17 protein-coding genes are annotated in these 19,677 nt (G+C 40.3%); 5 read left to right on the forward strand and 12 right to left on the reverse strand.

The window, feature by feature from the left end:
* The first annotated feature begins 68 nt into the window (after positions 1 to 68).
* Entirely contained in the window at positions 69 to 2,951 is a 2,883-nt protein-coding gene (locus JHD79_RS17490; protein WP_199120594.1) for a prolyl oligopeptidase family serine peptidase, read from the forward strand.
* 35 nt (positions 2,952 to 2,986) lie between these two features.
* Here JHD79_RS17490 and JHD79_RS17495 read toward each other — a convergent pair whose 3' ends face one another.
* From JHD79_RS17495 to JHD79_RS17545, 11 genes are all read right to left on the reverse strand, one after another.
* Positions 2,987 to 3,628 carry an NAD(P)-dependent oxidoreductase gene (locus JHD79_RS17495; RefSeq protein ID WP_199120595.1) on the reverse strand — a complete coding sequence of 214 codons (642 nt, stop codon included), beginning with the start codon at positions 3,626 to 3,628 and terminating at the stop codon, positions 2,987 to 2,989.
* A gap of 159 nt (positions 3,629 to 3,787) precedes the next feature.
* The gene (locus tag JHD79_RS17500; RefSeq protein WP_199120596.1) at positions 3,788 to 4,849 is read right to left on the reverse strand and encodes a M20 family metallo-hydrolase; all 1,062 of its coding nucleotides are present in this window, start codon (positions 4,847 to 4,849) and stop codon (positions 3,788 to 3,790) included.
* A gap of 92 nt (positions 4,850 to 4,941) precedes the next feature.
* Positions 4,942 to 5,745 (reverse strand): pyrroline-5-carboxylate reductase, encoded by an 804-nt coding sequence (proC, locus tag JHD79_RS17505; protein ID WP_199120597.1) that lies wholly within the window; start codon positions 5,743 to 5,745, stop codon positions 4,942 to 4,944.
* Positions 5,746 to 6,064: 319 nt separating this feature from the next.
* Positions 6,065 to 6,853 carry an acetylglutamate kinase gene (gene argB, locus JHD79_RS17510; RefSeq protein WP_199120598.1) on the reverse strand — a complete coding sequence of 263 codons (789 nt, stop codon included), beginning with the start codon at positions 6,851 to 6,853 and terminating at the stop codon, positions 6,065 to 6,067.
* Between the two features lie 78 nt (positions 6,854 to 6,931).
* Complete coding sequence (locus JHD79_RS17515) at positions 6,932 to 7,918, reverse strand: acetylornithine carbamoyltransferase (RefSeq protein ID WP_199120599.1); 987 nt, start codon at positions 7,916 to 7,918, stop codon at positions 6,932 to 6,934.
* Between the two features lie 198 nt (positions 7,919 to 8,116).
* Positions 8,117 to 9,247 (reverse strand): aspartate aminotransferase family protein, encoded by a 1,131-nt coding sequence (locus tag JHD79_RS17520; protein ID WP_199120600.1) that lies wholly within the window; start codon positions 9,245 to 9,247, stop codon positions 8,117 to 8,119.
* Positions 9,248 to 9,290: 43 nt separating this feature from the next.
* A complete protein-coding gene (locus JHD79_RS17525; RefSeq protein WP_199120601.1) occupies positions 9,291 to 9,644 on the reverse strand; it encodes a four helix bundle protein in 354 nt (117 codons plus the stop codon).
* Positions 9,645 to 9,668: 24 nt separating this feature from the next.
* Positions 9,669 to 10,649, reverse strand: a complete 981-nt coding sequence (gene argC, locus JHD79_RS17530; protein ID WP_199120602.1) for an N-acetyl-gamma-glutamyl-phosphate reductase — start codon at positions 10,647 to 10,649, stop codon at positions 9,669 to 9,671.
* Positions 10,650 to 10,692: 43 nt separating this feature from the next.
* The gene (locus JHD79_RS17535) at positions 10,693 to 11,151 is read right to left on the reverse strand and encodes a GNAT family N-acetyltransferase (protein WP_233164770.1); all 459 of its coding nucleotides are present in this window, start codon (positions 11,149 to 11,151) and stop codon (positions 10,693 to 10,695) included.
* Positions 11,152 to 11,231: 80 nt separating this feature from the next.
* Complete coding sequence (gene argG / locus JHD79_RS17540) at positions 11,232 to 12,422, reverse strand: argininosuccinate synthase (protein ID WP_199120603.1); 1,191 nt, start codon at positions 12,420 to 12,422, stop codon at positions 11,232 to 11,234.
* A 111-nt stretch (positions 12,423 to 12,533) separates the two neighbouring features.
* Positions 12,534 to 13,232, reverse strand: coding sequence for a GNAT family N-acetyltransferase (locus tag JHD79_RS17545; RefSeq protein WP_199120604.1), 699 nt, complete (start codon positions 13,230 to 13,232; stop codon positions 12,534 to 12,536).
* A gap of 489 nt (positions 13,233 to 13,721) precedes the next feature.
* Between JHD79_RS17545 and JHD79_RS17550 the strand changes: the two genes are divergently transcribed.
* On the forward strand, positions 13,722 to 14,429 hold the full coding sequence (locus JHD79_RS17550) for a DUF4397 domain-containing protein (protein ID WP_199120605.1): 708 nt from the start codon (positions 13,722 to 13,724) through the stop codon (positions 14,427 to 14,429).
* A gap of 8 nt (positions 14,430 to 14,437) precedes the next feature.
* On the opposite strand, the gene JHD79_RS17555 is transcribed toward JHD79_RS17550, so the two are convergent.
* The gene (locus JHD79_RS17555; protein WP_199120606.1) at positions 14,438 to 15,640 is read right to left on the reverse strand and encodes an FAD-binding oxidoreductase; all 1,203 of its coding nucleotides are present in this window, start codon (positions 15,638 to 15,640) and stop codon (positions 14,438 to 14,440) included.
* A 161-nt stretch (positions 15,641 to 15,801) separates the two neighbouring features.
* Between JHD79_RS17555 and JHD79_RS17560 the strand changes: the two genes are divergently transcribed.
* The 3 genes from JHD79_RS17560 to JHD79_RS17570 are packed head-to-tail and all read left to right on the forward strand — an operon-like array spanning position 15,802 to position 19,489.
* Positions 15,802 to 18,216 (forward strand): TonB-dependent receptor, encoded by a 2,415-nt coding sequence (locus tag JHD79_RS17560; RefSeq protein ID WP_199120607.1) that lies wholly within the window; start codon positions 15,802 to 15,804, stop codon positions 18,214 to 18,216.
* An 8-nt stretch (positions 18,217 to 18,224) separates the two neighbouring features.
* The gene (locus JHD79_RS17565; RefSeq protein WP_199120608.1) at positions 18,225 to 18,785 is read left to right on the forward strand and encodes a carboxypeptidase-like regulatory domain-containing protein; all 561 of its coding nucleotides are present in this window, start codon (positions 18,225 to 18,227) and stop codon (positions 18,783 to 18,785) included.
* Positions 18,782 to 19,489, forward strand: a complete 708-nt coding sequence (locus tag JHD79_RS17570; RefSeq protein WP_199120609.1) for a hypothetical protein — start codon at positions 18,782 to 18,784, stop codon at positions 19,487 to 19,489. Before JHD79_RS17565 ends, JHD79_RS17570 begins: the two co-directional genes overlap by 4 nt.
* Positions 19,490 to 19,677: the final 188 nt, after the last annotated feature.

Here is a 19,677-nt window from a genome sequence, read left to right on the forward strand (position 1 = left end):
TTAAAACCTCCTAGATCTATCGCTTTTTTCATTTTATCCTATATTTTTGTACAAAGACCTTTTCATATATGAAGAAAATAAATTTAATCCTCTGCCTGCTCACCTTTATGTGTGTGCAAGCAGCACTTGCACAAGTTAAACCTGCTCTTACCTGGAAAGATGTTTCCAAATGGAGTTATAATAGGGGCAATGCGCTCTCTCCCGATGGGCAATGGATGGCTTGGGCCACTGGACCCACCGAAGGAGACCTCAAAATTGTGATCAAGAAAACATTCGATACCTTAAGCTACTCCTATCCTATTGGAGCTACGGCAACTGGAGCAGTCTTTTCAAAAGACTCAAAGTATGCCGCTTTTAAAGTAAGCGCTAAGGATGCGGAGGTAAAAGCTGCTAAAAAGACCAATAAGCCTCTTTATGACAAACTGCTTATCGTATCATTAGCTGACAATAAGCAAACCACTTTTGAACGCGTTAAAAATTTTAGTTTTTCTGGAGACGCTTCAGATTGGATTGCCATCCAATTTGCCGCCTTAGAAACCGCTCCAAAAGATAAGGATGCAGCCAAAGGAACTGATGTTGTCCTTTATCATCTGACCAGTAAAAAAAGTTTTAATCTTGGTAACGTTGGGGAGTTTGCTTTTAATAAAGCAGGAGACAAACTGGCTTACACTGTAGATGCCAATGGACAAAATGCTAATGGCCTTTTCTTAAGGGACATGAAAACAGGCCTCATTACCGCTTTAGACAACGATAAGGCGGTTTACAAAAGCATTACCTGGAATGAAGAGGGCAATGCCTTTGCCTTATTGAAATCAAATAAGGATGAGAAATATAAAGATGAGGTGCTCAGTATAATTGGAATCAACAAAATTAATGGCGATTTGACCGCTAAAGTCATTTATAAAGGTATAGACGACAATAGCTTTCCGAAAGGAATGGGCATTAACACCAATGCCAACCCTTATTGGTCTGATGATCAAAGTACCTTATTTTTTGGCATCAACACCTTGGCTAAAAAAGACGATAAAAAAAATGAAACCAAAACCGATACGACTAAAACCAAAGCTAAAACTGAGGTTAAATTAGACAGTGCGGCGAAAGCAAAGGCCAAGCCTGCCGAACCTGAGGTTAAAAAAGAAGATATCGAAAAACCTGATATGATGATCTGGAACTGGCAGGATAAACGCTTACAGTCTGCACAACAGACCCAGGAAATGAGGGATAAGAACTTTAGCTACGTAAGCTCATATCGAGTTGCCGATAAAAAATTTACCCAACTGGCAGATAGCAATATGAGAACGGTAACCATAGCACCTAAACAGCTTTATGCCATTGGCTATGACAACTCCAATTACGAACTGATGGGCAACCTAGATGGGCAGAGCTATTCAGACATTTACCTGATAGACCTTAAAACAGGGGGTAAAAAACGTTTATTTGAAAAAATGTATGCCAATAATGGTGGACGACTTTCTATTGCTCCAAACGGAAAAATTTCCAGTTATTATGTTGATGGCATTTTCTATAGCATCAATTTCGAAACAGGGCAAATAGCCAATCTGACAGGAAATATCAAATCTTCATTTGTTGATGCCTTAGATGATCATAATGTAAATAAGCCAGCTACGCCGAATTTTGGCTGGTCCTCAGATTCGAAATATGCATTGATCATGGACAATTATGATCTTTGGAAAATTTCTGCTGATGGCAAATCGGTTACTCCACTGTCTGATAATTGGAAAAGTAAGAAAACTGCGGTAGCCTACAGAATAAGGATCTACCCATATGAAAAAGGAACAGACCTGAGCAAAGACCAGTACTTTAATGTCTTTAACAACAAAACTAAGGACATGGGTATAGGCATACTTCCTGCAGGAAAATCAAAAATCAATGTTTTATTCTTAGACGCCAATGTCTACAACGGGTTGGCCAAAGCAGAAAATGCAAAGGTATTTGCTTACGGCAAGAGCAATTACGCCCAATCTCCTGTATATTACGCCAGTATAAACAGCGATCTATCTGCCGCAAAACAAGCAAATACCAATACACCAGATCAAGCTAAATATGCATGGACATCAGGTGTTAAACTGATAGATTATGTGAGTGCCCATGGGGATACACTTCAGGCAGCCTTATATCTACCAGCGAACTACGAGGCTGGAAAAGCTTATCCAACTATCACCTATATCTATGAACGTTTAACAGATGGCCTGAATAATTACGGTATGCCTGGTTTCCCTGGCGGAGGCTTTAATGCGGGCATGTACCTAAGTAATGGCTATGCAGTGTTAATGCCAGATATTAAATATAAACTGAACGATCCTGGTATGTCGGCAGTAGCCTGTGTAGTCCCCGCAGTAAAAGCTGCGATAGCTACAGGCATTGTGGACGAGAAAAACGTAGCTATACATGGCCACTCATGGGGCGGTTACCAAACTTCGTTCTTAATCACGCAAACCAATATCTTCAAAGCCGCAGCTGCCGGCGCCCCTTTAACCAATATGATCAGTATGTATAGTTTGATCTACTGGAATAGTGGCGGTACCAATCAGGCCATTTTCGAGGCCAGCCAAGGTCGTTTAACGCCTGGTTATTGGGACAACTGGGACGCTTTTGCACGAAACTCACCCATTTACCACATTAAGAAAGTACAAACACCTTTACTTTTATTGCACAACGACAAAGATGGTGCGGTTGATTTTACACAAGGTATTGAATATTACAATGGCTTAAGAAGACTGAACAAACCCGTAGTGATGATTACCTATAAAGGCGAAAACCATGGTATTGCAAAATTACCAAATCGTAAAGATTATGCCGTGCGAATGATGGAATATTTCGATTACATGCTAAAAGGCAAGCCCGCTCCAGAATGGTGGAGCAAAGGGGTGAACCGTTTGGATATGGAAAAACACTTAGAGGCTAGGGCTTTTGATGAAGTAGGAAATTAAAAGAAAAGGCGGTGAGTTTCACCGCCTTTTCTGTTTTAAATACTGGCAATAAATGGGGCTTGCCCAATGTATTCCGTATTCTCTAATTGTTCGATGAGGAAGTTGGCTAAATCTGTAGCGCTGATATGATTGCCTAGGCAATCTTCAAGGCTTATTTTAACACCCTTAGCAACCTCCGTTTGCTCAATGAGCGGTAGCCTTACCAAAGTCCAATCTACATGGCCTTGAGCCAACAGCTCATATTCAACCTGTTTATCTCCTGTCGTTGGCTCATAATTGGCCCGCATCCAATCGCTAGCTTCCTGTACCTGTTCGCTTCTTTTATGGTCATTAGGCGTATCAACGCTTAAACCAGTAGTTACGATGTAGCGTTTGATTTTTAGCTTTTGCATGGCATTTAATACATTACTGGTGGCCGTGCTAAAAATAGGCGGCTCACCTTTCGGCTGCCCCAAGGTGCTCAATACCGCTGTACAACCTTCCAATAAAAGCGCTATATCCATTGGGTTTCGAGCATCTCCCTTTACCTTTTCAATAGCAGGGTGATTAAGTTCTAATTGGTCAGGGTTTCGCAATAGCATTTTAATACGGAAGCCTTTTTCCAATAGTTTTTTCACTAAATATTTTCCTGATTTCCCTGTGCCGCCAATTACGGCAATATGATGATGATTAGTCATGATCTCTTATAAAATTTGGGTAATAAAAATAACCTTCGGAACATCTACATGTCCGACAAATAAGCAAGAACTGCTTTTGGGGTAATATTTATAAAGAGATTTTAATACTCGAATTTAGGAAACAAAATCGTTGAATTCCAAACCTTGTTTCCTAAATTTTTAAGCAACCACAGGCTTCAGCATGGCGATATAGCCTTCTATTCCCTGTCTAATTTCGTCTACGTATAGAAACTCATCTGCCATATGCGAGCGGCCAGAAAAACCAGGGCCGCATTTTAAGGATGGAATAGACAGCAAGGCTTGGTCTGAAGTGGTTGGTGAACCATAAGTAGTTTTGCCCAAAGCAATTCCAGCCTGTACAATCGGGTGGTTTTTGTCTATAGACGAAGGTTTTAACCTTACCGATCTTGGCTTTACCTCACAGCTTACGTTTTGCCTAATAATTTCAACTACTTCTTCATTGGTATAAGCATCCGTTACGCGAACATCAACGGTAAAGGTACAGTTGGCAGGCACCACGTTATGCTGCGAGCCTGCATTAATAATGGTTACCGTCATTTTTACTGGGCCAAACACTTCCGATACTTTAGGAAACTGATACGTTCGGAACCATTCGATATCAGGTAAGGCTTTATAAATGGCATTTTCTCCTTCTTCCCGAGCCGCGTGGCCCGCTTTTCCATGAGCAGTGCAGTCAATGACCAACAATCCCTTTTCGGCAATGGCAAGGTGCATTTCTGTCGGTTCGCCTACAATAGCAAATTCTAGCGCTCCCAAATCTGGAATGACCAGCTCTAAGCCATCATTTCCAGAGATTTCTTCCTCGGCAGTTGCCGCCAAACAGAAATTATATTTGAGGCCTTCCTGCTCATAAAAGTATAAGAAAGTAGCAATTAGCGATACCAAACAACCACCTGCATCATTACTGCCCAAACCAAATAACTTGCCATCTTCAATAGCGGCATCATAGGGATCGCGAGTATAACCTGAGTTGGGTTTAACCGTATCGTGATGTGAGTTCAACAAGACTGTTGGTTTTGCCCCATCAAAATGCTTGTTATAAGCCCACACATTATTAAGCTTGCGATGTGTTTTAATTCCCCTTTCGCCCAAAAACTGCGCAATTAAATTTGCCGTTCTATCTTCTTCTTTGCTAAAAGACTGAATACGGATCAGATCCCTTAGCAACTCTGTGCTTTCTTTTATTAATTTTTCAATCATTCTCTGTGCTCAAAGCTTAAAGCCCAAGGCTAAAAGCGCATAAAATTCAACTTCCAAACCTGCTTTAAGCGTTCCGCTTTAAGCCTTTAGCCTTATTCATTGTATAACCCGCCTGCTTTTTTAGCCGAAAGTTTAATTCCTTTAATTAGCGATGAACTGAAACCATTATGTTCCATTTCATTTAAGCCTGCAATAGTACATCCTTTTGGCGAAGTTACCTTATCTATTTCAGTTTCTGGGTGAGTTTGGTTCAATAACAATAAATCTGCTGCTCCTTTGGCCGTTTGCACCGCCATTTTCAAAGCGTCGTGCGCATGGAAACCAATCTCTACACCACCTTGTGAAGCCGCCCTAATGCTGCGTAAAAAGAACGCGATGCCACAGGCACACAAGGCCGTTGCCGAGGTCATTAAGTCTTCTTGGATGGTCACCACTGCACCAACCGTTTCAAACAAGGTCACTACTTCGTTTAAATTTTCATCAGTTGCATTATCTGTAGCGATGCAAGTCATGCTTTGTCCAATAGAAATGGCCGTATTGGGCATTGCCCTAATCACCTGTACATTTTCGCCGAGCTCCTTACGCACATCCGAACAGGTTACTCCCGAAACCACTGAAACGAAAAGCTGCTTTTCTGGATTTACCGCAGGCGCCAGTTGTACTAAAACTTTTTTTAACTGTTGCGGCAATACTCCCAAAACGACAATATCAGCACCTTCAATGGCAGCCAAGTTATCATCACTCACTTTAAATCCAGCAGCCACTTCTTCCGTCATCAACTTAATGTTTCTGCGGGTCAAAGTAATGTTGTCTGACTTGCAATAAGCTTTATTTACGAGTCCTTTTGCTAAAGACAGTCCAATATTTCCACTGCCGATAATGGTTATTTTTTTCATCTTTTTGTGATTATCGTTGATGAGCTCGCAAGCTCGGTTACCCAGATTTTATGATTTCACCGATGTTTCGATGGTTTTATTTTATTTGAAAAGCAGTAGTGATGCTCTTTTTAATGTTTAGCCCTGCTATCCGCTTCAATCTTTTTTAACGCGCTGTTATACTTCGTTTATCGTCATTGCGAATAGAAACGACGTGGCAATCTTCAACTATAATGCAACAAAAGTATTTTCGCTGCTATCAGGTTTGGAAACGAAAGACTGCAACATTCTACTCCCAAGCAGTCATTGCTTCGTGCCTCGCAATGACGATTACACAATGTTACTTCAACAGCTTCGTTCCGAAAGTGCCTGTCGCTATCTCCGCTAATTCATCGGCTTTGCCAATATAAACTGAAGTTACGCCCTTCTTAATTGCTTCAAAAGCATTGTGTAATTTCGGAATCATCCCTCCTGCTACCGTTCCATCCGCTTTTAAAGGCTCAAAATCGGCCGAGCGAATTTCCCTCACTACAGTCGCATCATCATTTACATCTTTCAAAACCCCTTTCTTCTCGAAGCAATATACCAAATGCGTTTCATATAGGGCCGACATTGCCACTGCCACTGCCGAAGCAATCGTATCAGCATTGGTATTTAAAAGTTGTGTCTCACCATCATGCGTAATGGCACAAAGTACTGGTACAAAATCTACTTTTAGCAAATTGGCCAAAGCCGTTGCCGAAACCGAATGCTCATCCAAATCGCCCACAAAACCATAGTCTATCTCCTTTACCGGACGTTTTTTTGCCTTAATGATATTCCCGTCTGCCCCCGTTAAGCCAATGGCATTGCTTCCTTTTGCTTGCAGTTGCGCAACAATATTTTTATTAATCAATCCTGCGTAAACCATGGTCACCACCCGTAGGGTTTCAATATCGGTAATTCTACGGCCATCAACCATTTTGGCCTCAATGCCTAGCGAAACGCTAATCTCAGTAGCAATTTTACCTCCTCCATGTATCAATATTTTAGGCCCTTTTAGTGCCGTAAAATCCTCCAGAAAACGGTGAAGATTTTCGGAATTGTCAATAACGTTTCCGCCTATTTTAATGATGGTTAGTTTTTGCATGTTTTAGGTTATGGGTTATAAGTTATGAGTTATGAGCTTAGGCATTTACACCTGTAACTCGAAACCCAAAACTCTTAACTATTTTATTTCTTCCAACATCGCTTTTAGCACTGCCTGAGCAGACCACAACCTATTTCCTGCTTCGTGAATGACCAATGAATTTGGTCCATCCAATATCTCCGAAGCTAATTCCAAATCGCGACGAACAGGCAAACAGTGCATTACTTTTGCATTATTAGTGAGCTTTAATTTCTCGTTGTCCATCATCCAACCATCTGGGAAAGGCAATATTTGACCATATTCTTTGTAGCTGCTCCAGTTTTTCACATAAACATAATCCGCATTGGCAATGGCTTCATCTAAATTATGTGAAATTTTGGCCCCTGGAGTAAAGCTTTCGGCGAGTTCAAATCCTGCTGGCTGAGCGATCGTAAAATCTAACATCCCTTCTTGCTGCGCTCTGCTCATCCACTCCGCAAAAGAGTTTGGTACTGCCTGCGGCAAAGGTTTAATGTGTGGAGCCCAAGCTAAAACTACCTTTGGCACTATGCCTTTAGCCCTGTCGGCAATAGGAACCGGATTGGTCTCGGTAATGGTGATCAGGTCGGCCAAGCTTTGTAAGGGATGCCTGGTTGCACTTTCTAAACTTACCACTGGTACGCCACAAAATTTCACGAATTTGTTAAAAAACTCTTCGTTGTAATCTTCGTCTCTGTTCTGCAATTTTGGGAAAGAACGTAATCCAAGAATATCACAATATTCTCCCATCACCGCCGCAGCTTCGCGAATATGCTCTACGGTAGTCCCATTCATAACGATACCATCCTGCGTTTCTAAAGCCCAGCCTTCTTTATCCATGTTCATCACCATCACGTTCATCCCCAAATTAAGGGCTGCTTTTTGGGTGCTTAAACGCGTACGCAAACTTGGATTCATAAACACCAAGCCTAAGGTTTTATTTTTACCCAGATCGCCATAAGCATAAGGACTAGCTTTTAAAGCCAATGCACTTGATACTAATTGTTTGATGTCTGCTACATCGTGTACGGAAGAGAAAAGTTTCATTTTAAGCGGAAAGTTTAAAGCGAAAAGCAAAAAGCTTTTCCTGTTTATTATCTAATTTTCTTCAGAGGCCAATCAGCATCGCTTTGACCTCATTCACTTATCAAGTTCGTCATTGCGAGGCACGAAGCAATGTTAAAGCTACATCTCATACTAACGTTGTAAGATTGCTTCGTGCCTCGCAATGACGGGTAGTTTATATTATTTCACTAGTTCAGCAAATGCTTTTAGGAACTCCTCTGCATGTTCCTTGGTCAAATTCAATGCTGGCAGTAAACGGATCACGTTAGGCTTTGCTTCTCCAGTAAAGATAAAATGTTTGAATAATAAATCCTTCTTTACATGAGCTAGCGCTTCTGGCAATTCAATACCAATCATTAAGCCTCTTCCACGCACTTCTTTAACCTGCTCAAATTTCTTTAGCTCCTCGATCAGATAAGCACCTACTTCCTCGGCATTTTTCATCAAGTTATCTTTTTCGATCACCTCCAACACGGCCAAAGCGGCTGCACAAGCTAAATGGTTCCCACCAAAGGTAGTTCCAAGCTGTCCATGCCAAGGCTTAAATTTAGGTGCAATAGAAATCCCAGCAATTGGGAAACCATTGCCCATTCCTTTAGCCATAGTGTAGATATCTGCACTTACACCAGCCCAATCGTGCGAATAAAACAATCCAGTTCTGCCATAACCACATTGTACGCTATCGGCAATGTAAACCGCATTATATTCATCACAAAGTGAACGTATTTTTTGCAAGAAGCTTTTTGAGGCCTCTCTAATGCCGCCTACACCTTGAATGCCTTCAAGAATTACCGCTGCAATTTCATTTCCTTGTTTTGTGAAAGCGTCTACTAATGCCTGGTCATCGTTATGGGGCAAGAAAATAACATTTTCCGTTTCGTTAACTGGTGCTACAATTTTTGGATTATCCGTAGCAGCCACCGCTAATGAAGTACGGCCATGGAAAGCACCCTTAAAAGCAATGATTTTTTTTCTGCCGTTGTAAAAAGAAGCCAATTTCAAAGCATTTTCATTAGCTTCTGCTCCAGAGTTGCATAGGAACAATTGATAATCTACTTTTCCCGAAACCTGGCCTAGTTTTTCTGCCAACTGTACTTGCAAAGGAATTTTAATGGAATTAGAGTAAAACCCTACTTTATTTAACTGTTCGGTTAAACGTTGTACATAATGTGGATGGGTATGGCCAATGCTAATTACCGCATGACCGCCATATAGGTCTAAATATTGTTGTCCGTTAGCATCCCAAACATTACTGCCTGATGCTTTGGTGATTTCTATGTCGTTTAATGGATATACGTCGTATAAGTTCATTTCGTAAAAGTTGTAGGTTATAGGTTTTAAGTAATAAGTTCTACTAAGCCCTAACCTTGGTAATTAAATTTATGAGCATTGCCTTGACATCGTTTGCTTCCTTTGAAAGTGTATTGAAATTATCTTGGTTAATATAATTTAGGTCTCGTGATAATATCAAAAAGTACTCTGTTTCATTAGCTGACCCCAAAGCAATATTTAAAAAGTTTGCAAAATCTGCTTTTGTCTGTTTCCCACAACCTTCTGCAATATTAGCGGGAACCGATGAAGCAGCTCGCCGCAGTTGATTGGTTAGGCTATAAAGTTCTTCTTTCGGAAAATCTTTTGTGTACCTATAAATTTCAAGCGTAAGCCCGTGCGCCTTTTCCCATACTTTCAAACTTTTGAAATCTTGCATGACTTATTACTTAAAACTTATAACCTAAAACCCAATCGCTTTCAATTTCAGCCCTGCCGTTTCCTCTAAGCCAAACATTAAATTCATATTCTGAACCGCTTGTCCGCTGGCACCTTTTAAAAGGTTATCGATGATGCTGATGATAAATAATTTGTTGCCATGTTTTTCCAAATGAATCAAGCACTTATTGGTATTTACCACCTGTTTTAAATCGATGTTTTTCCGACTTACATGGGTAAATGGATGACTGGCATAATAGCTTTCGTAGAGCTCATACGCAGCTTCTTCGGTCAAATCACTTTCAATGTACATTGCAGCCAAAATCCCTCTGGTAAAATCACCACGCTGAGGTATGAAATTTAGCGCTTCTTTCACTTCGCCTTGCAATTGAGCTAAGCTCTCACCTATTTCATTTAAATGCTGATGCTCGAAAGCCTTATAAATCGAAAGATTATTATTTCTCCAGCTAAAATGCGAGGTTTTGCTCAAGCTCTGCCCTGCTCCAGTTGAACCTGTAGTGGCATTAATGTGAACTTCACTTTTTAGCAAGCCTTTTGCGGCCAATGGCAATAAGCCCATTTGGATGCAAGTTGCAAAACAACCTGGATTGGCAATGTTTTGCGCAGATTGGATTTTCTTTTTATTCAATTCTGGCAAGCCGTAAACAAAGTTACGAGTTGCAAGTTGCGAGTTTTGAGCTAATCTAAAGTCTTGCGATAAATCGATGATTTTAACTTTTTCGTTTATCTGGTTTGCTTCCAAAAATTTCTTTGCATCGCCGTGGCCAACACATAAAAATAGCACATCAATATCTTGCGAAATTTGGTCTGTAAATTTCAGATCAGTATCTCCGAATAAATCAGTATGTACATCTGAAATTAAGTTTCCAGCATTGCTGCTGCTATTTACAAAAGCAATTTCTACTTGTGGGTGATTAACCAAGATACGTAGCATTTCGCCACCTGTGTAACCTGCTCCTCCAATAATTCCTGCCTTTATTTTCATTAGTTTAAAGTTGAATGTTTAAGGGTATCTCTACCCTTTTGTTTTATATTTCAATTTTATAAAGTAAAAACTCTTCATTTGGCCCTTGCTTTACAAAACCAATTTGTTCGTAAAGACTTTGCGCTGTAAAATTATCAACGGCTGTTTCTAGCTGAACATAAGCAGCGCCTTGTTCCTTCGCAAAATTCATGGCCGTTTTAATAAGCGTCTCCCCAATTCCTTGTTTACGGTATTCTGGATTCACAAACAAATCGTTCAATATCCAATTTTTAACCAGTCCTACGGATGAATATTTCGGATAAAGCTGTGTAAATCCTACTGATTGGTTTTCATCCAATGCTACAAAAATGACTGATTCGTTATTCTCTAGTCGGGCGTCGATGAAAGCCTTTGCCATTCCTAAATCAGAGAATTTACCGTAAAATATCCTGTACTGATTAAACAAGCCAACAACTAAGTTAGCTTCATTTCGATCAATACGCTTAATTTTTATTTTACTCATCTTATCAGGTTTAGGGTTTTAAGATGTAAGGTTTTGGCGTATTAACCTTACCTCTATCTTAAATCTTATTCCGTCAGAAGCTACGCTTCTGAGTTTACTTTATGCCAAATCATTACTTGGTTACCGAATATTTTAGAGAAACCTTTTACATCTTCGCCACTCCAAGTATTGTTCATTTCGCCGTAGCTACCAAATTTATTGCTCATCAAATCATTAGCACTTTCGATACCAATGATGTGGAAACGATATGGCAACAACTCCACAAATACTTTTCCGTTAACGGTACTTTGTGTAGAAGTCAAGAAAGCTTCCATATCTCTCATAATTGGATCGTGGAATTGACCTTCGTGCAACCAGTTACCATAGAAAGAGGCTAAATTCTCTTTCCAGCTTAACTGCCATTTGGTTAAGGTATGTTTCTCCAAAGCATGGTGCGCTTTGATGATGACCATCGGCCCTGCCGCCTCAAAACCTACACGACCTTTAATACCTATAATCGTATCGCCAACATGGATATCACGACCCACACCAAAAGGAGCAGCAATAGCTTGTAATTTTTGGATGGCTCTTACAGGCGCCAATCTCTCACCATCAACCGCAACCAACTCGCCTTTTTCAAAAGTCAGTTCTACTTTCTTAGATTCGGTTTCAGTTACTTGAGTTGGCCAAGCGCTTTCTGGTAAGGTTTGGTTAGAGGTCAATGTTTCTGCACCACCTACTGAAGTACCCCATAAACCTTTATTAATCGAGTATTTTGCTTTCTCTGCCGTATAAACCACACCGTGTTTGGCTAAATATTCAATTTCCGCTTCGCGAGATAATTTTAAATCTCTAATCGGTGTGATAATCTCAACACCCGGAATAAGGATATTGAAAATCATATCGAAACGTACTTGGTCGTTACCCGCACCTGTACTACCATGCGCTACGTAATCAGCCCCAATTTTCTTTACGTAATTAGCAATGGCTGTAGCTTGGCAAACACGCTCGGCACTTACCGATAAAGGATAAGTTGCATTTTTCAATACATTGCCAAAGATCAAATACTTGATGCTGTCGTTGTAATAGTTTTCGGTTTCATCTACCGCAGCATGCGATGTTACCCCTAAAGCATAAGCCCGTGCTTCAATTTCCTTTAACTCTTCTTCAGAAAAACCGCCCGTATTTACCACTACCGAGTGAACTTCCAAATCTCTGTCTTTGGTTAAATGAATACAACAGAATGAGGTATCTAAACCTCCGCTAAATGCTAAAACAACTTTCTTTTTCATCTTGTATTTAATTTTACTTTTCCGTCATTGCAAGGTAGGAAGCAATCTTACCATTAATAATCCTTCGCTTTAGGATTGCTTCCTACCTTGCAATGACGACTTATTTAATTTCTATTTATTTAAAAATGCTAAAAACAACAATAGCGATTTCAAATCGTTACTGCCCTTATTTTTTTCGATTAAGCGTTGCTTTATACGCATAAAACGTTCGTAAAGTTTAGGCTTTTTCTGTAGTTCTTCGGCAAACTTTTTGGCTTCTTCGTGCTTTTTCTCTGCTGGGTCATACAACATGGCTGTACACATACAATTTTTACGCTCCTTCATTTTAAGAATATCGAAGTTCACGCAGCTCTGGCAACCTTTCCAAAATTCTTCATCTTGGGTCAGCTCAGAGTAAGTAACAGGCTCGTAACCTAGATCAGAATTGATTTTCATCACGGCCAAACCAGTGGTCAATCCAAAAATTTTAGCTTTAGGATACAGCTTTCTAGAAAGTGCAAAAATTTCTTCCTTAATTGCCTTGGCCAGACCGGCCTTTCTGAATTTAGGGCTAACAATTAAGCCCGAGTTGGCTACAAACTGACCATGGCTCCAGGTTTCGATGTAACAAAATCCGGCCCACGTTCCATCCTTATGAAAAGCAATGACAGCCTTTCCCTCCTGCATCTTGCCAGACACATATTCTGGCGAACGTTTAGCGATACCTGTTCCTCTAGCCTTTGCTGACTCGGCCATTTCTTCAACTATTTCTTCAGCAAAAACACGATGTTCAGGAAGTGCAACCTGCACTATAAAATCGTTGCTATTCATTAATTCTTTAACGAAAAAATAAGGTTATTCTTGTTAATTGGGTTTTTAGTGAGGATCAATTCCTCATGGGTTTAAGTTCCCTAGGGGTATGACTTAAATCCGCGGCGTAAAGAGTTGCCGACTTGTAGTAATTTGGAATACGGGTCGCAAACGTTCAATAAAATAGCCGTTAGGGGCCATGCTCTTGGCCTCTAAAACAGATAACTTATGGATGATGTGTTTGCTCATTTTTTACAAAAACCAATTATATTGAATTGATTGTGCCGCAAAGGTTTAAATAAAATCTGAGTTGTGCAATAAATATCTTATTTTTTTACATTCTGTTTAATATTCCTTAACAATAACCTACCTAAAACCCATTTGATCTTTTAACAAAGTTTAACATGGAATTATTGCAGATAAAGCTAATATTTGTATATTAAATGATAAAGACGTCAAACTACAGCAAATGACTAATTATCAACCTTTAAACGATATATATAATCCAGAATGAAAAGAACATATACAAAAATTCACATCCAAAAAAAGATTTATTTCATTTGTATAGTTGCTTTTATGGCCAGCTTATTTGCCTGTAAAAGTAGCAATACGGAAGTAGCCGTAGGCTCGTTGAGCGTTTATAATGTCTCACCAACGCCAGCTACTTATGATATTTATGTAAGTGGTACGAAAATGAACAGTGTTGCCATTCCTTTTGGTGGGGGAGTAAAGTATATACAATACACCCCAGGAACGTATGATGTAAAATTTACTTATTCGGGTTATACCGACAACCTATATACGAAAACGGGTATAGGCGTTAGCAATGGCAGCTACAACAGCCTGTACCTTATTGGAAAACCTGGAAATTTTGATGCGCTTTATCTTACGGATAACTTTTCGGGAACTGCAGCTGATAAAGCCTATGTACGTTTCATTAATCTCTCTCCCGATGCACCTGCCCTAGACTTGGCTGTAGAAAGCGGAAGTACACTTAGCAGCAACAAAGCCTATAAGGCCTATAGTGGTTTTATAGCTGTAGATCCAGGAAGTAAAGCTTTTGAAATTAAAGAAACCGCTTCAGGAACCGTTAAGGCCACTATAGCCGCAACCACATTGGCTGCAGCTAATTTTTACACCATCATATCAAGAGGATTATATCAACCTTCTTCGCCTTCAGAACATCCTTTTAGTGGCCAAATTATTATCCAGCAGTAATTAATAAATTATCTGCCAAACCTAAAAAAATAAGCCAAAGGGTCTACGCGCTGTAGAATCATATCTGTAATTAAACGAGCACCGATTACAGAAAAAGTAATACCATTACCTCCAAAGCCCAAACAGAAATAGCTGTTTGGGAATTTGAGGTGTGGTCCGATATAGGGCAAACCATCTTTTGTTTCGCCAAATGTGCCACACCAGGCAAAATCCGTTAAAAAGTTTATTTTTGGAAGGAACTTATTAAAAGTCTTTAATAGTTTTTCTTCTTTTTTTCCCAAGAGCATATCTCTTCTTGTTGCATTTTTAAAATTTTCATCCTCTCCCCCTACCAATATTCTCCCGTCTGCGGTACTGCGCATGTAAAGATATGGGCTATCTGTATTCCAAAATAAAGTGTCATCAATTTTTGTAGGTAAAGTCTCCAATCGTTCGCTCACCATGGCATAAGTGCTTTTTAGTTTTACGATCTTTTCTGGAATCATTTGCTGGCTCTCGTATCCTGTGCAATACACAATTTTTTGGGCCTTAATCACTACTTCTGTATTCGTTCTTACGATCAAAAAGTCTTTTTCATATTTCACATTGACGAGTTCTGTTTTGTCAAACACCCTTAAGCCCTTTTTGCAATGATGATCCAACAGTTCATGTGTCAGTTTAAAAGCATCTATGCTAGCCCCATCTGTAGATAGAATTGCCCCATCTGCCAATAAGCCATAAGTAGCATAAATCTCTTTTTTATCCAACCATTTTACATCAAAACCATGTTGTTTTCTTTTCTCGTATTCCTTTATTAACCCCTTTACATCTTTTTTGTTGCCGGAAAAATACAGGGAATCTTTCTTCCTGAAGCCTGCTTCAGATCCGATCTCTTCAACTAATTTCCCTATAGCTTCAATCGAATCACGGCATGCCCCGTAACTAGCTACAGCCCCTACCTCACCTATCATGTGCTCCAATTCATATAAGGATATGTCTATTTCATACTGAAGCATAGAAGTAGTCGCGGAAGTACTGCCATTGGCCACTTCCCGCTTGTCAATGATTACGGTATCTAAACCCGCTTTTATACAGGCATCTGCCATTAAACTCCCCGTAATGCCCGCTCCAACAATAAGCACATTACATTCAATATCTTTTCTTAAAGAAGGATAGGAATTTAAAATCCCATTATCTACCAACCAAAATGGTTCATTTGACCTAACATCCATAAAATCGTTTCCTCTATAACAGCATTTCAGGTACTATGTTTTGATTCTCAAGGACCCATCAAGCCAAATTAGAAGGTGAACGATCAAAATTGTTTTGTAATTAAAAATCTACGCTTTATATTTGACACAATTTATAATTAATCTAAATAAAAATTAATAAAATGAAGATACGATTACTTTTTCAAATTACGCCAGTTCTACTTCTCTTCTCGTTTATGGCACTTGCCCAACAAAATGGGAGTATCAAGGGACAAATTACTACTGCCGACGGCAAGCCTGCGGCCTACGTAAACATAGGGTTAAAAAATAGGTCGCAAAGCACTTCCACCAATGAAGGAGGTTTTTATACACTCTCCAAAATTAAGGCTGGCACTTATGTTTTACGCGTAAGCGCAGTGGGGATCAACACACAAGAAAAGGGCATTACCATTTCGGCGGGACAGACTTTAGAGCTTAACTTTATACTTACAGAAAATAGCCAGGCCTTAAAGGAGGTCTCTATCCAGGCAAAGAAAAATACCCATAAAATAAGCACGCCCGACAACAGTTCTAGACTAAACGAACCTTTGTTGGAAGCTGCACAGAACATTCAGAGCGTAAGCAACCAGACCATCAAAGATCAGCAGATCATTAGCATGAGCGATGGTTTGATCAGAAATGTAAGTGGGGCTGTACGGCTAGAGCATTGGGGCGACATGTATACCAACATCCAGATGCGGGGATCGCAAATACAGGCGATGCGCAATGGGTTTAATGTTGTATCCTCTTACTGGGGACCATTAACAGAAGATATGAGTTTCGTAGACCATATCGAATTTATAAAAGGTCCGGCTGGCTTTCTAATGGGCAGTGGCGATCCAAGTGGCATGTACAATGTCGTTACCAAAAAACCTACAGGCCTTGATAAAGGTGAAGTTTCCTTCTCTTTAGGAAGTTATGATTTTTATAGAACCACTATCGACCTGGACAGAAAAATTACCAATGATGGAAAGTTACTATTTAGACTTAATGCCGCAGCCCAACAGAAAGCATCGTTTAGACCTTATGAACACAACGATAGGTACAGCATTGCGCCGGTAATTAGCTATCAGTTTACCCCTCAAACCAAATTTACAGCAGAATATACCTTACAAAGAGCACAAATGACTGAAGTTGGCTCTTATTATATTTTCTCGCCCCAAGGATATGCCAACCTTCCCAGGGAATTTACCTTTACTCAACCGGGGCTTGATCCAACCAATATTAACGACCACAGCGTTTTTTTAAACTTGGTTCACCAATTTAGCGATACCTGGAAAGTTACCGCACAAGCGGCCTACTTTAAATACCTGCAAACGGGAACCAGCACATGGCCTGCTTTTGTTTATCCAAACGGTAATGTAATTAGAAATGCAGGGATATGGGATGCGGAAAGTACCATGAAATTAGCCCAGGTCTTTTTAAATGGAGAAGCTAAAACAGGTGGATTAAGACATAGGATTTTAATAGGCCTAGATGGAGGTAAAAAAGATTACATGGCCGATTGGGGTCAGTCTCACAATCTGGACGATGTTAGTGCTCCTTTCAATGTATATTCTCCGAATTATGGTTTTCCTAGTAATGGCTATCCGAATTTTGATAGGATAACCAGTTTAACAGAACGGGCTAAAACAGCAGGAGGTTTAATGGACCAGAAATACTTAAGTGTATATATGCAAGACGAACTGGGATTCTTCCAAAACAAACTTCGTTTAACCCTAGCCGCTCGCTATGCTTACCTAAGCCAGTCGGCCTGGGGCGGCAGTCCAGATAAGGCCAAACGTATTACACCTCGTTTAGGGCTGAGCTATTCCATCAACAACAGTACTGCAGCTTATGCGGTTTACGATCAAGCCTTTATTCCACAAAGCGGGCTGTTGAGGGACGGCAGTTCAATCAAACCAATTACCGGATCAAATATGGAGGTGGGCCTTAAAAAAGACTGGGCAGATGGGAAATGGAACACTACCTTAGCCGCTTACCGAATTACCAAACAAAACGAGCTCACTACAGATCCGGCAAACAAAGCCGGAGAGATGTTTAGCATTGTGGTAGGGGAAAAGCGAGCCGAGGGCATCGAGTTTGACCTAAAAGGAGAAATGGCAAAAGGCTTAGTCTTAATAGCCAATTATGCTTTCACTGATGGAAAAGTAACAAAGGCTATTGCCAACGGACCGATCAATGTTGGAGATGCTGTGCCTGGTTTTGCCAAACATACTTCTAATGCCTGGTTAAGTTATACTTTACAAAGCGGATGGTTAAAGGGCACAGGCTTAAACGCTGGTGTTACCCATTTGGCAGGTAGAGCCGTACAAAATTATAGCAGAACCAACCCTGAGCAAAACTTACCCAATTATCTTAAAGTAGATGCAGGTCTATCTTGGGAAAGGGGGCCAATAAAAATTACGGGAAATGTATTCAACGTATTGGATGAATATTTATATAATGGTGCTTATTATACCGGCTATTTCAATGCTCCAACCTACGATCAGGGTACTTATTCTTGGCAAGCAGAGGCACCACGTAATTATCGCTTCAGTATAGCTTATAAATTTTAACATCAATAATGAAATTTTTGAAAACCTATACGCAAGCCCTTGTACTCCTACTGCTCTTGATAAGCACGGAAGCATTTGCGCAACAAAACGGAACCAATAATGGTAAAGTTACCACTGCGGATGGGCAGGGTGTTGTTGGTGTAACGGTAAGCCTAAAGCACGCAAAATATAGTGCGCTAACCAATACTAATGATGAATATACCATTTCAAAAGCAAGGGCGGCTTCTTACCAAGTGGTTAGTTCTTATATTGAACTGGGGACACAAGAACAAGCCGCGATCGTAAAAACCTCAGAGGTTACCACAGTAAACTTTGTATTAAAAGAAAGTTCATCACAACTGAACGAAGTTATTGTATCCTCCAGCAAGAACAATAGACCCACCAATACAGTGGCAAAAATGCCGCTTAAAAATCTGAGTGTTAGTCTATCTCACGAAACTAAATATTTCAGGGTGGCATATCATGCAAACAATATCACCAACCAGCAATACTTTATCGGCTACTGGTCGGTAAATCCGCAAAAACAAGAAATTTTATCACAAGCGTTGCTTTTAAACTTAAAAAAATGAAAAAGACACTAACTCTATTATTACTTTCCATAGCTCTTGTAGCCAATAGCTATGGCCATGCCTTATGGATTGAAACTTCAACTAAGGGCCAAAAAGGGGTAAGCCAAAAAGTAAAGATTTTCTTTGGGGAATATGCCTCAAAAGAAACTGATTCTACGGCAAAATGGTTTAGTAACCTTAAAGATTTCAAGCTTTTACTTACTGGACCAAATGGTAACACACAAGAATTATCGCCAACGGCCAACGTCCTTTACTATGAAGCTACCTTTACACCAAAAGAAGAAGGACATTATACCCTTTCTATTGTGCACCATGTAAAGGACCTTTACGAAAATGCCAAGATTGACTATTATGCATTAGCTAATGTCTTTGTAGGTAAGGCGACGATAAACAATGCCTTACGAAACGATCTGGCATTGAGCATACAGCCTAGCAAACCAGTATTCGGCATTTCACAGGACAATCCCCATTTGGTGAAGCTAAACCATACACCTTTTAAAAATAAGAAAATTACCGTAGTTGGGCCAGATCAAAAAAGCGAAACACAAGAAACAAATGCCCGTGGCGTATTGAATTTTATTCCAAAGCAAAAAGGGATTTATTTTCTTGAAGCTTTTTATGAGGAAGAAAAAAAAGGCACCTATGAAGGAAAAAACTACGAAAAGGTATGGCATGTAGTTACCTACACCAATGAGATTATTTAAAATTCAGTATCTAAAAATAGTGAACCAACCACGGGTTAAGGGGCTGTCTCTTATACACATCTGACGCTGCCGACGATCGAGCCATAGTGTAGTTCTCGGGGGGGGGGGGGTGGTAGAGGGGGGGGGGGGGGGGGGGGGGGGGGGGGGGGGGGGGGGGGGGGGGGGGGGGGGGGGGGGGGGGGGGGGGG

The organism is Pedobacter sp. ASV28 (assembly GCF_016428855.1).
Classification (GTDB): Bacteria; Bacteroidota; Bacteroidia; order Sphingobacteriales; family Sphingobacteriaceae; genus Pedobacter.

Coding starts and splice junctions, on each gene's coding strand:
- JHD79_RS17550 (WP_199120605.1), top strand. CDS start 13,722: ATGAAAAGAACATATACAAAAATTCACATCCAAAAAAAGATTTATTTC.
- JHD79_RS17520 (WP_199120600.1), bottom strand. CDS start 9,247: ATGAACTTATACGACGTATATCCATTAAACGACATAGAAATCACCAAA.
- argC (WP_199120602.1), bottom strand. CDS start 10,649: ATGAAAATAAAGGCAGGAATTATTGGAGGAGCAGGTTACACAGGTGGC.
- JHD79_RS17560 (WP_199120607.1), top strand. CDS start 15,802: ATGAAGATACGATTACTTTTTCAAATTACGCCAGTTCTACTTCTCTTC.
- JHD79_RS17545 (WP_199120604.1), bottom strand. CDS start 13,232: ATGAATAGCAACGATTTTATAGTGCAGGTTGCACTTCCTGAACATCGT.
- JHD79_RS17555 (WP_199120606.1), bottom strand. CDS start 15,640: ATGGATGTTAGGTCAAATGAACCATTTTGGTTGGTAGATAATGGGATT.
- JHD79_RS17500 (WP_199120596.1), bottom strand. CDS start 4,849: ATGATTGAAAAATTAATAAAAGAAAGCACAGAGTTGCTAAGGGATCTG.
- JHD79_RS17525 (WP_199120601.1), bottom strand. CDS start 9,644: ATGCAAGATTTCAAAAGTTTGAAAGTATGGGAAAAGGCGCACGGGCTT.
- JHD79_RS17570 (WP_199120609.1), top strand. CDS start 18,782: ATGAAAAAGACACTAACTCTATTATTACTTTCCATAGCTCTTGTAGCC.
- argB (WP_199120598.1), bottom strand. CDS start 6,853: ATGCAAAAACTAACCATCATTAAAATAGGCGGAAACGTTATTGACAAT.
- JHD79_RS17490 (WP_199120594.1), top strand. CDS start 69: ATGAAGAAAATAAATTTAATCCTCTGCCTGCTCACCTTTATGTGTGTG.
- JHD79_RS17495 (WP_199120595.1), bottom strand. CDS start 3,628: ATGACTAATCATCATCATATTGCCGTAATTGGCGGCACAGGGAAATCA.
- proC (WP_199120597.1), bottom strand. CDS start 5,745: ATGAAAAAAATAACCATTATCGGCAGTGGAAATATTGGACTGTCTTTA.
- argG (WP_199120603.1), bottom strand. CDS start 12,422: ATGAAAAAGAAAGTTGTTTTAGCATTTAGCGGAGGTTTAGATACCTCA.
- JHD79_RS17535 (WP_233164770.1), bottom strand. CDS start 11,151: ATGAGTAAAATAAAAATTAAGCGTATTGATCGAAATGAAGCTAACTTA.
- JHD79_RS17515 (WP_199120599.1), bottom strand. CDS start 7,918: ATGAAACTTTTCTCTTCCGTACACGATGTAGCAGACATCAAACAATTA.
- JHD79_RS17565 (WP_199120608.1), top strand. CDS start 18,225: ATGAAATTTTTGAAAACCTATACGCAAGCCCTTGTACTCCTACTGCTC.